Source organism: Micromonospora sp. NPDC050397 (assembly GCF_044901685.1).
Taxonomy (GTDB): domain Bacteria; phylum Actinomycetota; class Actinomycetes; order Mycobacteriales; family Micromonosporaceae; genus Micromonospora_G.
In genome coordinates this window covers 203,447-215,916 of the sequence record NZ_JBJDPS010000006.1, presented here as the reverse complement: position 1 = coordinate 215,916, position 12,470 = coordinate 203,447, and the positions used below count along the sequence as shown (strand labels likewise).

Below are 12,470 nucleotides of genomic sequence, written 5' to 3'. Positions count from 1 at the left end.
GCTGTGACCACCCCCGGATTCGACCTCGTCAGCCCGAACAACGTCACCGCCAACGCCATGCTCCGCGCCGTCGACATGGTCCGCCCCCGCCTGCAGGCCACCCGCCCCGAACGGGTCGCACTGGTGGTGGGTACGCAGATCAACGGGGCTCCGCACCTGGGCACCAGTCTGGTGCAGACCGCGGCGTTCCTGCTCGCCAAGGCGATCCGTCGCACCTTCAACATCGACGCGATCGTCCGCTTCGGCGCCCTGGACAACGCCCCGCACGACATCCGCCTCGACCCGGAAACCCTGCACTCGTACCAGCAGACATACTTCCACGCGCTCGGCAAGACCCAGATCGGTGAGGTGATCGAGCGGTACTACCGCGCATTCTTCGACTCCCTGGCCGACGCGACCGGCGTCGACTACGAAATCGAAACGTACACCGAGCAGCAGGAACAACCCGCGTTCAGGGCCGAGTTCCTACATACCCTGGATCGGCTCGACACCATACGGTGGCCCCTCGCCCCGTCGCACGGGGTGGTCCACATCCGGGTCCCGTGCCCACAATGCGGGTGGGCGGAGAAACGCGCCGAACGGACCAAGGTGGCCATGCACCGACGGATGGATGCCACGTTCGCCGCCGTCTGCACCGACCACGGCGCCTACAAGGTGAACGTCGCCGCCGACGGCGGCGGCTACCTTGACCTGGCCACCCTTTATCGCAACCTCGTGAAGGAACGCGTCCTGGCCCGCGACCCGGTCACCCTGTCGGTGATGGTCAAGGGCGGCGACTGGGCATACGGCTGCCAACTCGTCGACGAGGCCCACCAGCAACTCGGCGGCCTGCTCGCCCCGCCACGGATCTTCACCCCGATGGTGCTCACCGACACCGGCGCGAAACTCTCCAAGAGCCTCATCCGCGAGGGCCGCGTCGCCCTCCCGCCCGGTACCCAGCCGTGGATGCTCGACAGCACCGCGTGGACCGGCGGCATCGACGACTACGTCGACACCCTCGTGTGGCTGGTATCGAAATTCTTGTCCGACCCGAAGCACTTCTACCGCAGCTACACCACCCAGGAGCTGAATCGGATCATGACCGCCCACCCAGTCACCGAAGCCCCGCCGAGGGCCAGGGAGATGAACCTCTACCGCCGCTACTTCGACCTGCTCGCCGCCGGCCGCAAGACCATCGAGGTCCGCGTCCAATACCCGAACCTGCGCAACCTCGCCCCCGGACAGCACATCCGGTTCGTGTGCGGCCGCGACGAAGCCCTCACCAAGGTCAAACGGGTGTCTCGGTACGAGTCCTTCGAGCAGATGCTCGACACCGAAGGCCCAGCCAAGGTCAATCCCGACAGCCCCCGCCACCAGCAACTCGCCAACATCCGCCGCATCTACGGCCCGGAGAAGGAAGCCCTCGGCGTGCTCGCCATCGAGATCGAGCTGATCCCCACCTGACCACCGACCAGTTTGGGCGGCGCCCGGGACCGGGGAAGGTGTGACCTGCACAGACACCGCGGGTGACTGTGGCTCCAAACAGCGTACCTGGTAGCACCACCCTGTGTCCGCAGGTCAGCCGGCCCGTAAATCTTCGGCGGCGAGGCCGTCAGCGCGAAACGCCGATGACCGGCCACGCCGTCGAAGATGTCGGGCCCTATGGTGAAGCCGGGCCCGAAAAATAGACCCGGATGTTGGTCAGCTGAGCCCTCGCCTACCGCCGCACATCTCGGTTAAAGGCACCCAGGGACCAAGGTTCAGGGTCTCCGTCGCGCATCAGGCGTCGAACTCGCCCCTGCGTACCCCGAGGAGGAACCCGATCCATGCCTGAGGACCGAAGGCCAATACTGGGCCGTCCGCGTCCTTGCTGTCGCGCGTAACGATCACGTTGTGCGAGCTACGGAGGTTCTTCGCTACCTCGACACACGACCCCGAGCTGTCCGATCTGAGCGCCTTGCGGAAATGCGCACCTGCCAGCACCTCCGGCGTCAGGGCGTCGTATTTGTCAAGCACCAAATGGCTCCTTTGCTGCACGGTGTATCAGTTCTCTGGACGACTTTTCGTCCAGGGCACAATTTTGGATGGCGTCGCGTGCGGCGTCAAATCGGCTTATGTCGGACGCCTTGTGGGTCAGTAGATGACCGGTGAAGTTGTCCATGTACGCCGTCGGTGGCTCCGCGTTATCCGGGAATCGCAGAATAGCGAACGGTCCGGTGTCGATTCCGTAGTGCAATCCGGCGTTGAAGGGAATTACTCGGACTGTCACGTTGGGAAGTTCGGCCACTTCGTTGATCGTCCGTAACTGATGCGCCATGACCGCGGGTCCGCCGATAGGCCGGTGCAGTACGGCCTCGCCGAGCACCCACGTTAACCGCACCGCCGGTGGGTCGGCCCGAGTCAAGATCTCCTGTCGTCGCATCCGGACCGCGACCCGCCTCTCGATCTCGACATCGTCCGGCACGGGGGCATCCGCAGCAGGAATGCGGAGGATCTCCCGGGCGTATTCCTCGGTCTGCAACAGGCCATGTACGCGCTCGCCCTCGTACGCCCAAACAGATGCCGCAGCAGTCTCAAGACCGACGTACATGTCGAAGCCTGGTGGTAGTACATCGGAGAACCGCGCGAACCAGCCCTTAACCCGGGTCGCGGCGGCGAGCGCCAGTAGGTCCGCCTTCGTCGCCTCGTCGACCTTGTAAAGCTCTGCCAGCGCCGTGATGTCATGGTTCTTGATGCTGACGCCAGGAAGCCCCTCCTCGATGCGATAAAGGGTTGGGCGGGCACGCTCCATGTACTTGGCAGCATGCTCGGCTGTGATCTTCTGACCGTCCTCGGTCTGCGCTGCCAGGCGAAGGGCCCGGAGTTCCCTGCCCAGCTTCCGCCGAGCTACGGCTGCGCTGGGGTCGTCGTCAACAGCCACGGTCGGAGGTTCCCTCCTTGCTGGCGCACGTTGCGCCCTTCTCGGGCATGTTCAGTAGAGATTTAACACTCGCATCAGCAGATCCGCAACGGAGCGTAGCGACGGGCAACGGACGCATCGTCTGGGCCAACGAAGATCAGGATGTGTAGCTAAATTTTGAATGTTGCAGTTCTGTCGATGCGATGGTTGACTCGGACCAGGGAGGTCATCGCAGGGGGCACGCCGTGACGTTCTCCGGTGCGTCAGACCGAACGGTGCAAGGCGCCAGTGAGCAGTAAGGACGGACAGGTTCGGCTCTGTGCCAGGCTGCCGTCGCCCCTTCAGTCGGTCGTGTTGTCCGGGAGGAGAACCTATGACTGGTCCTGTCAACTGTCGCCCGCTCCTGGAGCCGTCGAGCTACAGATCGGCTTTGCCGCCCGGAGCGAGCCAGCATCCCGCTGCACAATGGGTGCGGTCGTACGGCTCCACGTGGCTGCGGCTCGACAGGTGCCCGGCGCTCGGCTCCACCCGCCCACACCACGAGGGCTGGGAGGTGGCCCGATGGGAGGGGTAGCTCTCGACCTCGGCAGCCCCATCAGTTGCTCAGGTCCACCGCATCCCTCAGAGGATGAGACTCCAAACAACCAGCTTCGGAGGGAGAACGCCGACCTGCGGGAGCGGGTAGCACGTCTCGAAGAAGAGGTTCGTGCAGCGGAGAACCTTCACCTCCGGAACAGGATCGCACAGCTTGAGGAGGACGTTCTGGCCGCGCGGTGGGAGGCGGCGCATGATCCCCTCACCGGTCTTCTAAACCGTGCCGGTTTTCTTGATCATCTCGTTGGCCTGGGGTGGGACAAGGTGGGGGCCTACCTCATGGTCGACGTCGATGACTTCAAGCAGGTGAACGACCTTTTCGGGCACGACATCGGCGATGCCGTCCTGTCTACCGTCGCACAGCGACTCGCGGCAGTCGAGGGCCTGATCATCGCTCGAATCGGCGGCGACGAGTTCGCTGGGGTAGTCATCGGTCAGCCTACGGGGTGGCAGCGCTTCGAGGCAGTCGCTAAGGAGGTTGTCCGAGCGATAGCTGTGCCGATGGAAATCCGCACATTCCTCTTGCAGGTCATGGCGTCGGTGGGGGTGGCACACATCGATCAGCCGGCATCCTTTGATGAGACGCACCGCCGGGCGGACGCCGCGATGTATCGCGCGAAGGAGCTTCCGGGACGGGTGGCTCGATGGACCCCGACGCTCGATAACAGTGAGACAGAGCAGCACAAAGCGCTGGCCTCAACGGTGTTTCGTTCCGGCTCCTTGCCGGATGGGACTGGAGAGGCACTCCCGGTCAAGATACCGAGGCAGCGTAGTCAACGACAGATCGGGTAGCAGTGACAGTTGAGAGGTGAAGATGCCTGCGACCACTCTCGGCCCAAGCCTGCACTCGGGGCAAGAGATCATTGGCAGGGTCACCTACTCGCAGGGTAGACACGACATCGGACGACTCAACTTCGGCAGATGTCCCGGCGGTCAGATGTTGAGGACCATTTGGTTGCAGGTCGGCGCCCGCATGACCCCTGGCGGCATCGCTATGAGCGTGGACCTCCAACCTGCGCTGGGTAATGATCTTGGCTCCGAGCGCGCCGACGGAGATCGCCTGCCATCGCCCGAGGTGACGACAGACGATCACGGGCTGACCTGGTTGGAGTGGCGATGATTACCGCCGAGCAGGTAGCACAGGCACATAAGGACCTTGGCCGACTCCTCGTTACATGGCGGAAGGCGTCAGGAAAAACCCAAGAAAAGCTGGGCCGCTCCCTCGGGTACTCGCGCAGCACCATCGCCAACCTTGAGACAGGACGGAGCCGGTCTTCGCGCAAGTTCTGGGAAGCGGCTGACGTTGATCTTCACGCAGGTGGAGAGCTCATGAAAGCCTTTGACCACGTCGATGATCTGAAGCGCGACCAGGCAAGGGAGGTAGTGCGTCGCGCGGTGTCGGACGCTGCTGCTATGCGGGCGCGGTCAGCCGCCACCGCAGCCGGCTCAGCCGAGCTACTCCGAGGGGGCGCCCGTCGTCCGGTCGACAACCCCGTCCAGGGCGGTGACACTAACGAGATGCTGCGGCGAACGGTCCTGATCGCGCTTGCCGGCACGGTCGGCAGCGTAGCCACAGGTTTCGGCCCTGTAAGCGAGGACGTAGGACGAGGGCTGGCAGGCGTTGACCGCTGGCAGGAAGCGGCCTGGGAGTACGGATATGCCTATGTCACGACCCCGCGGCGATACCTCGTTGCCGACCTCGCCGCCGACCTCGCTGCCGTGCAGGAAGAGCTACACCGACAGACCTCGCCTGGCACGGCGAAGCCACTGGCAGCCGTGGCGGCGCAGCTCGCCGGCCTGACGGCTATGGCATGTACCGACCTTGGATTCGCCCGCGAGGCTCGTCATCTATGGCGCCTCGCTCGTTATCGGGCGGAAGAGTCGACGGACGCAGCGGTGCAGCAATGGGTTGCTGGCCACGAGATCACACTGGGTAGCTACCAGCAACGGCCGTTGCCGGTGCTGCTCGACCTTGCCAACCGGGCCTTGGCTCTCGCTGATGAGACCGCGCCGAGTGCCGGGAAGGCCGAGCTGTTAGGTGGACAGGCTCAGGCGCTCGCGCTCCTGGGACGTACTCGTGATGCGCAGAAGACCCTGGACTCGCTGCGACTGACGTTCGAACACTTGCCGTCGTCGGTCTCCGGCGAGCAGGACTCGATCTATGGCTGGCCTGAACAGCGGCTTCGCCATGCCGAGTCCTTTGTGTACTCGATGGCGGGAAAGACCGACGCTGCTTACCGCGCTCAGGAGCTAGCCCTGCGTCTCTACCCCCAGGCCCGACGGATTGGTCGTTGTCAGATCGAGCTGCACCGAGCCAGATGCCTAATTCGGGATGGCAGTCTCAGCGATGGGCTTCGTCATGCGAGTGCGACGCTTGATTACCTTGGGGTGGATCAGCGCCAACAATTTGTTCTGGCGGTCGCTCGCCAGGTACTACACGCAGTACCGCAGTCCCAGCGCCAGCGCGGCGAGGCAATCGAGCTTCGAGAGCGGGTGCAGGCGGCCCAGACGTCAACGCTACTGATAGGGAGTACGCGTGGGACCGTTCGAGCTTGAAACGTGGGACAGCTCCACTGTTGTTCTACGCCTCGCGGAGTTGACCAGCATCTATCTTGCGGTCTATGCCGAACCGCCGTACAACTCCGGGAGCCTGTGGTCTGCCGACGCGTTCGCGGATCGCACCCGTCGACAGGCAACTCACCCAGGCTTCTCCTTCGTTGTGGCCCGCAGGGGCGAGAAGGTTCTTGGATTTTCGTTCGGATTGCCCTTCGCTGCCGGACGATGGTGGTCCGGCGAGGCATCCGACCCGCCTGAGCACATCTTGCATGCTGAAAAGTTCGCGGTGATTGAGCTTGTTCTTCTGAAGGAATGGCGAGGCTTAGGAATCGGACACCAGATGCACGACCGTCTGCTCGCCGGACGCAACGAGGCGTACGCCGTACTCACGGCAATGCCCACGGCTCATGCTCGGCAGATGTATCAGCGCTGGGGGTGGCATCAGGTAGGGACTGCCCGCCATACTCCCGATTCTCCCCTCTTGGACGCACTGGTCCTTCCGCTTCCAAAAAGTGCCTGACCATCGGGGCAACCCGAGGACCACCCTCCAAGCCCTGGGCAAATGGAATCGTCCATCGTGGGGGTGGAACGGCGAACTCCTCTGGAAAGCCACCTGGGAGACCGCGACTCGCTATCCCCTGTCTAATGCGCCTATCGATCAGTAAAGCCTTCGAGCCCAGCCGAACAACGCATCGCTCACCCGCGTACGCTGCGGTTCGGGTAAGGCGGAGAAACCGCCGAAGCCAGTGCTCCACTCGTTCAACACGGGGCCCTGCTCGGTGAGTAGCCAGTCCACCTGTAAACAAGCGGCGCCGAGGCTTTCCGCGATTTGGAGACTCAACCTGTCAGCCTCAGGGTCTCGCAAATCTGGCGCGCTCGTAGCACCCTGGCTGACATTGGCTAGGTACATTCCTGCCTTCGGGACACGGTGCTGGGTTGCGATAACCCTTCCTTCGATGACATAAACGCGGAGGTCACCAGCGTTCGCCAGGAATGGTTGAACGATGTAGCCCATCCCTGTCTGCCCTACGACGTCGATCGTGGAGGATAGTGGTTGAATACCATCCACCCTGACAACACCAAAGCCCATGCCCATCTCTCTGGGTTTGACGACATAGGGACCCGATCCGATTTGTTGCTCGACTAGAGGCAACACCATGCGCGCATATCGGCCAAATGGGATTGCTACAGTGGCAGGAGTATGCAGTCCCATCCGAGTAGCGTACTGGACGATGGCGAGCTTGTCTGTCGCGAGGTGCTCGGCGCCTCTGAACGATTGATTTAGCAGGATGGAATCGCTTGCCTGCACGACGCGGCGCACGGCCTTGAGATGGTGTCCTGTTTGGGGGTCCCAGCTGAAGTCGTCAACTTGAAAAAATTGCCGCGTTTGCAAAAGGTCCTCGCCCTGATGCCATAATTGGGGACGGCTGGCGCTGGCCGGTAACAGTTCGCCGGCGGGCAGGATTCGGAACCGGAACCCAGCCCGTTCTGCTGCATCGCTGGACACAGACAATAGTTCTTCAGTCGCGTCACGTAGATACATTGGTGCGAAGTCGTCCGGTCGATATACCATAGTGAGAAGAGGTGTTCCAGCCATCTTGTGCTCCTGGGTCTACTTAAGCCCCATTCACCGGGACAGCACCGTTTCCATCGCCAAGAGGCTTCGGATCGCTCCTTGTGGTCTGGGCGACCCTGGCCGTATTTCCCTAGCCTAAGCGATTATGTGCGGGGACGAGCGCTTGGGGCCGTAGGGTACTGCGCCCGGACCGGCTGCAATAGCCGGCCCTGGCAACCGCGATCGTAGCGTTTACCGTTCTGCGTCGCTCGGACGGTCACGGAGTTGGATTTCGGACGTGTTCTGTAGGTAGCTCTGATGCGAGACGGGAACGAGCACAGCGTTCTCGTGGAAGCTGCTCAGCGTCGTCGAGCCGCAGCTGATCATTGTTGCTTTGAGCTTGGCGATGGTCATTCTGACGGTGTCGTACATGCTGCCCGCGTAGGGCACGTAGCCGTCGACGCCTTCCTCGAAGACGAGCTGCTGCTCGCCGCCCTGGTCGTAGCGGGACCAGTTTCGGGCCCGCTGAGAGCCTTCGCCCCAGTACTCCTTATAGAGCTGGCCGTTGACGCGAACCAGCTTTGAAGGGCTCTCTGTGAAGCGGGCGAAGTAGCGGCCAAGCATGATGAAATCTGTGCCCAGCGCGAACGCGATCGCCATGTGGTAGTCGCTCAGCAGCCCGCCATCGCAACAGATTGGGATGTAGACGCCGGTTTCCTTGGCGTAGGCGTCACGCTCGGCCACGACGTCTATCAGCGCCGACGCCTGGCCGCGGCCGATTCCTTTTTGGTCTCGGGTGATGCAGATGGAGCCGCCGCCGATCCCGACTTTGATGAAATCGGCTCCCGCGTCGGCGAGGTAGCGGAAGGCTCGTCCATCGACGACGTTGCCGGCTCCGATACGGGCTTGATCTCCGAATTCGCCCTTGACGTATTGGAGCGTGTTGCGCTGCCAGACGGAGTATCCGTCAGATGAATCGATGCACAGGACGTCGACTCCGGCCCGAACGAGGGCCGGGATGCGTTCCTTGTAGTCGTGGGTATTGACGCCTGCTCCGACTCGAAACCGCTTGTCGCTGTCGATCGTTTCGTTTTGGAAAGTCTTATGGAGTTCGTAGTCGCGACGCAGGACGATTGACTCAAGTCTCCCACTGTCGGCGACCACGGGAAGAACGTCGATGCGGTTGTCCCAGATCATCGCGTTGGCTTGGGAGAGTGAGATCGACGGGTCGGCCACGACGAGGGACTTGGCGGGCTGCATGCGCGATTCGACAGAGTCGTTGAGGTCGTGGCGCTTGGGGTGAAAGTCGCGGGTGGAGATTAGCCCGAGGAAGGTTCCATGAGGCGTGCCGTCGTCGGTGACTGCGGCGATGTCGCGCTCTGCTGCCTGTAGAAGTCCGGCGACCTCGCCGAGCGTCGCGGTTGGTTTGATGTTGATGTCGCTGTGCCGGAATCCGGCCTTGTGTTGCTTGACGTTGCTGACCATCTCCGCCTGGGCGGTGATTGGTTGGTTGTGATGGATGAAGCCGAGCCCTCCGCACTGCGCGAGCGAGATCGTCATGCGGGGCGAGGAGACCGCTCCCATGATGGCACTGACCAGGGGGACTGCGATCCGGATCGGCGACTGTTCGCCGAGGCGGTGCCGTACCAGCGGTGCGCTGAGGTCGACATTCCCGGGTGTGCAGTCCTCGGTGGTGAGGTTGGGGACGAGCAGATATTCGTTGAGCGTCCGGGAAGTTTCGTCGAGGATTTTCACGCGATCTCCTTGTTCCGCGAGCTATGTGCGTTTGGCGGTTGCGGCAGGTTATCAGTCGGTGCCTGTTGGACCGCTGATTCCTGTGGGTGTTGCCGCAGCCGCCTGCCGTATCAGGGCGGATCTCGCCAGGGCTTGGGTCGGGCCGCGGTTCGGCCCAGCAACGCCGGCCCGCCGGGGAATGCTTGGGGCAGCCGACTGGCTCGTTGACGGCGGTCCCTCAGTTGCTCGTGGGTCGGGCGGGCCGGCGCTGCTGGGCTCAATCCTCGAACGCGGCGAGTGGTTCGCCGGCGATGATCTCGGAGGTGAATCCGTCGGGACCGGTGGGGCGGTCGCCGAGGATGGTCACCCGGTACATCGTTCGCCGTACGTCGAGGTGGGACAGGTCGGTGGCGGCGAGGTGGGCGGTCGCGCGGTTGTCCCACATGGCGACGCTGCCGGGTCGCCAGGTGAACCGCACGGTGTACTCGGGGCGGATGATCTGGGCGAAGAGCAGGTCGAGGAGCTTGGCGCTCTCGGCGGGGCTGAGGTCGGGAATCCGGCTGACGGAGGCCGGGTGGACGAACAGTGCCCGCTCGCCGGTCTCGGGGTGGACCCGGACCACGGGGTGGAGTGAGACTTGCGGGTCGTCGCGGTTCATCTTGCGGATCGCGATGTCCTCGGGGTCGGCGGGGTGCATCTGGCAGCCGGCGAAGAAGGTGTGCTCGGCCCGGAGTCCGTCGACGAGGTTGCGCATCGGCTCGGAGAGGCCGTTGTACGCCGCGACGAGGTTGGTCCACTGGGTGTCTCCCCCGAAGGGTGGGACCGTTTCGGCGCGCAGGATCGAGGCGGCCGGCGGGTTCACCGCGGGGGTGAGGTCGGTGTGCCAGCCCGCGGTGTAGGAGGTCCACTTCTGGCGGTACCGCTCCTCGAAGTCGCGCCCGTACCGCGCGTCTTCGGCGTCGGGGTCGATGGTGAGGATCTGCGGGAAGCCCTTGGGGTGGACGCCGTGCTTGGCCCCGGGACGGCGTGTGAGCTCGCCGAACCGGCGGGCGAGGGCGATGTGTTCTGCGTGGGTCAGTTGCTGGTCGCGGAAGAAGATCACCTTGTGGGCGAGCAGTGCCGCGCGGATGGTCGAGATGACGTCGTCGTTCAGCGGCTGGGAAAGGTCGACGCCCTGGATCTCGGCGCCGATGTGGCCGGCGATCCGTTGGACGGTGATCTGGTCGGGGAGGGTCTGCGTCGTCACCGTTGGGTCCTTTCATCGGCGCCCCTGGGTGCGGGTACGCGGCGGGCTGAAGTGCCGTGGGAGTTGAGGTCGGGGTCGGTAGCTTCGCTCGTTGTCGGCTGCTGGCTGGCGGGGCGGGGGCGGGGGCGTTGGAGTATGTGGTGCCATCTCCAGGTGGTCAGTAGCAGCCAGAGCGTCTTGGTCGGGAGGGCGGACAGTCTGCTGCCGGGCGGCAGGGTGAAGAGGTGGTTGACGAGCGGGTCGGCGTGCAGCTCGGCGGCGTGGAGGCGAACGAGCGCGGCGAGACTCCGATGCAGCGTGGCCGGTTCAGGGTGGGGGAAGACCTGCTTCGGCCGTGCCAGCAGCGCGGCCGGGAGCATCCCGGCGAGCGCGGCGCGCAGGATCGCTTTGCCTTGCCGGGTGTGGCGGTCGACGTGGTGTTCGAAGGGCAGCGTGAAGCACCACTCGACGAGGTGGTGGTCGAGGAACGGCACCCGGCTCTCCACCCCGGAGCGCATGCTGAGGTGGTCCTCGAACTGCACGACCCGGTTGAGCTGGGTGTGCACGAGCAGCCGATGAGCGCGTTCCAGCGGGGTGCCGGGTAGTCCGGCGTGGAAGTCGAGAACACGCTCGTGCATCCGTGCGCGGTGGGCGAGGACTTCGGGGGTCAGTCCGATGGTCTCCCGGGAGCCGGGCAGTGAGGTGATGGTGGCGGTGGACGGCTGGCGTAGGTCGAGGATGTGGTTAACGAAGGTGGGCAGGCTGACGTAGCCGGCCATGGTTTCGTCGGCGCCTTGTCCGTTGAGCACGACCTTGAATCCGAGGTTTCGGACCATCCGGTAGTTGTGCGCGATGCTGACGTGCCGTACGTCGTCGCCGATCGCCGCGAGGTCGCAGACCGCATCGACGTCGTCGAGAGTGACCGTGCTCGGGCGGGCGGCGATGCGGTGGGTGATCCGGTCGGTGTGCGCGGCGAGCAGCTTGCTGAAACGCAGGTCGGCGTTGGCGGTGTCGCTGGCCGGCCGGCACCCTGCGGTGGTGTGGGTGAGGGTGAGGGTGATGGCGGTGAGCGGGCCGGTGGCGGCGGCTGTGGCGGTGATGGCGCTGGAGTCCAGGCCGCCGCTGAGGAAGGCGGCGACCGGGACGTCCGCCACGAGCATGCTGGTCACACTGCGCTGGAACAGGGCGTTCAGTTCAGTGGGCGCTGGCGGGGCGTCGGCCGGACGTTGTCCGGTGGTCTGGGTGGGGAGCTGCCAGTACGTGTGGGTGGCTTCGGATCCGTCGTGGTCGAGGGTGAGGTGGGTGGCGGGCGGTAGGGCGTGTACCTGGTCGACGAGGGTGAGCTGCCGGTCGACCTGGAGCGTGGACGAGCACAGCAGTTGCGAGTGGAAGGCGTCCAGGTCCGGTCGGCGTGGTACCTGGGGGCAGCGCAGGAGGGCTTCGATTTCGGAGGCGAAGGCGAGGAACCCGTTGCCGCGGTGGTAGTACAGCGGCTTGACGCCGAGCCGGTCCCGCACGAGGTGCAGTTGCCGGGCGCGGTCGTCCCAGAGGGCGAAGGCGAACATGCCGTCGAACCGGTCGAGGGCGGCGGGTCCCCACTGCTGCCACGCGCGCAGGACGACTTCGGTGTCGGTGCCGGACTGGAAGCGGTGGCGGCGTTGTAGGTGGCTGCGCAGGTCGGTGAAGTTGTACAGCTCTCCGTTGTAGACGAGCGTCAGGTGGTCGCGGGTCATCGGCTGCGTGCCGTGCTCGGTGAGGTCGAGGATGCTCAGCCGCCGGTGTCCGAGCGTGATCGCGCGTCGGTGCCAGATATTTCCGCCGTCCGGGCCGCGGTGGGCCAGCGCGGCGGTGACCGCCCGAATCTCGTCTACGCCGGGCACGCTGCCGCCGCCTGAGGCGAACCGAAGGACTCCCGCGATGCCGCACAC

At 64.4% G+C, this 12,470-nt stretch carries 10 protein-coding genes; 4 read left to right on the top strand and 6 right to left on the bottom strand.

What is annotated here, in order from left to right; all coding sequences use genetic code 11:
* The first annotated feature begins 3 nt into the window (after positions 1 to 3).
* Positions 4 to 1,443 (top strand): ASCH domain-containing protein, encoded by a 1,440-nt coding sequence (locus tag ACI2K4_RS22015; protein ID WP_404513688.1) that lies wholly within the window; start codon positions 4 to 6, stop codon positions 1,441 to 1,443.
* A gap of 315 nt (positions 1,444 to 1,758) precedes the next feature.
* On the opposite strand, the gene ACI2K4_RS22010 is transcribed toward ACI2K4_RS22015, so the two are convergent.
* Together ACI2K4_RS22010 and ACI2K4_RS22005 are read right to left on the bottom strand one after the other, a co-directional pair.
* Positions 1,759 to 1,995, bottom strand: a complete 237-nt coding sequence (locus tag ACI2K4_RS22010) for a DUF397 domain-containing protein (RefSeq protein ID WP_404513686.1) — start codon at positions 1,993 to 1,995, stop codon at positions 1,759 to 1,761.
* Positions 1,988 to 2,899, bottom strand: a complete 912-nt coding sequence (locus ACI2K4_RS22005; RefSeq protein ID WP_404513684.1) for a helix-turn-helix domain-containing protein — start codon at positions 2,897 to 2,899, stop codon at positions 1,988 to 1,990. The genes ACI2K4_RS22010 and ACI2K4_RS22005 overlap by 8 nt, the downstream gene beginning before the upstream one ends.
* A 540-nt stretch (positions 2,900 to 3,439) precedes the next feature.
* Between ACI2K4_RS22005 and ACI2K4_RS22000 the strand changes: the two genes are divergently transcribed.
* The 3 genes from ACI2K4_RS22000 to ACI2K4_RS21990 all read left to right on the top strand — a co-directional run bounded on the left by ACI2K4_RS22000 (position 3,440) and on the right by ACI2K4_RS21990 (position 6,548).
* Positions 3,440 to 4,264 (top strand): diguanylate cyclase domain-containing protein, encoded by an 825-nt coding sequence (locus tag ACI2K4_RS22000; protein ID WP_404513682.1) that lies wholly within the window; start codon positions 3,440 to 3,442, stop codon positions 4,262 to 4,264.
* A 324-nt stretch (positions 4,265 to 4,588) separates the two neighbouring features.
* Positions 4,589 to 6,028 carry a helix-turn-helix domain-containing protein gene (locus ACI2K4_RS21995; RefSeq protein ID WP_404513680.1) on the top strand — a complete coding sequence of 480 codons (1,440 nt, stop codon included), beginning with the start codon at positions 4,589 to 4,591 and terminating at the stop codon, positions 6,026 to 6,028.
* Complete coding sequence (locus tag ACI2K4_RS21990) at positions 6,009 to 6,548, top strand: GNAT family N-acetyltransferase (RefSeq protein ID WP_404513678.1); 540 nt, start codon at positions 6,009 to 6,011, stop codon at positions 6,546 to 6,548. Before ACI2K4_RS21995 ends, ACI2K4_RS21990 begins: the two co-directional genes overlap by 20 nt.
* A gap of 138 nt (positions 6,549 to 6,686) precedes the next feature.
* Here the strand turns inward: ACI2K4_RS21990 and ACI2K4_RS21985 are convergent, their stop codons facing one another.
* From ACI2K4_RS21985 to asnB, 4 genes are all read right to left on the bottom strand, one after another.
* The gene (locus tag ACI2K4_RS21985; RefSeq protein WP_404513676.1) at positions 6,687 to 7,625 is read right to left on the bottom strand and encodes a RimK family alpha-L-glutamate ligase; all 939 of its coding nucleotides are present in this window, start codon (positions 7,623 to 7,625) and stop codon (positions 6,687 to 6,689) included.
* A 210-nt stretch (positions 7,626 to 7,835) separates the two neighbouring features.
* Positions 7,836 to 9,338 (bottom strand): IMP dehydrogenase, encoded by a 1,503-nt coding sequence (locus tag ACI2K4_RS21980; RefSeq protein WP_404513674.1) that lies wholly within the window; start codon positions 9,336 to 9,338, stop codon positions 7,836 to 7,838.
* Between the two features lie 256 nt (positions 9,339 to 9,594).
* On the bottom strand, positions 9,595 to 10,563 hold the full coding sequence (locus ACI2K4_RS21975; RefSeq protein ID WP_404513672.1) for a TauD/TfdA dioxygenase family protein: 969 nt from the start codon (positions 10,561 to 10,563) through the stop codon (positions 9,595 to 9,597).
* Positions 10,560 to 12,470, bottom strand: a complete 1,911-nt coding sequence (asnB, locus tag ACI2K4_RS21970; protein WP_404513670.1) for an asparagine synthase (glutamine-hydrolyzing) — start codon at positions 12,468 to 12,470, stop codon at positions 10,560 to 10,562. Before asnB ends, ACI2K4_RS21975 begins: the two co-directional genes overlap by 4 nt.

Excerpts from the sequence above, each read along its gene's own strand:
- ACI2K4_RS22000 (WP_404513682.1), top strand. The coding sequence starts at position 3,440 with ATGGGAGGGGTAGCTCTCGACCTCGGCAGCCCCATCAGTTGCTCAGGT.
- ACI2K4_RS21995 (WP_404513680.1), top strand. The coding sequence starts at position 4,589 with ATGATTACCGCCGAGCAGGTAGCACAGGCACATAAGGACCTTGGCCGA.
- ACI2K4_RS21985 (WP_404513676.1), bottom strand. The coding sequence starts at position 7,625 with ATGGCTGGAACACCTCTTCTCACTATGGTATATCGACCGGACGACTTC.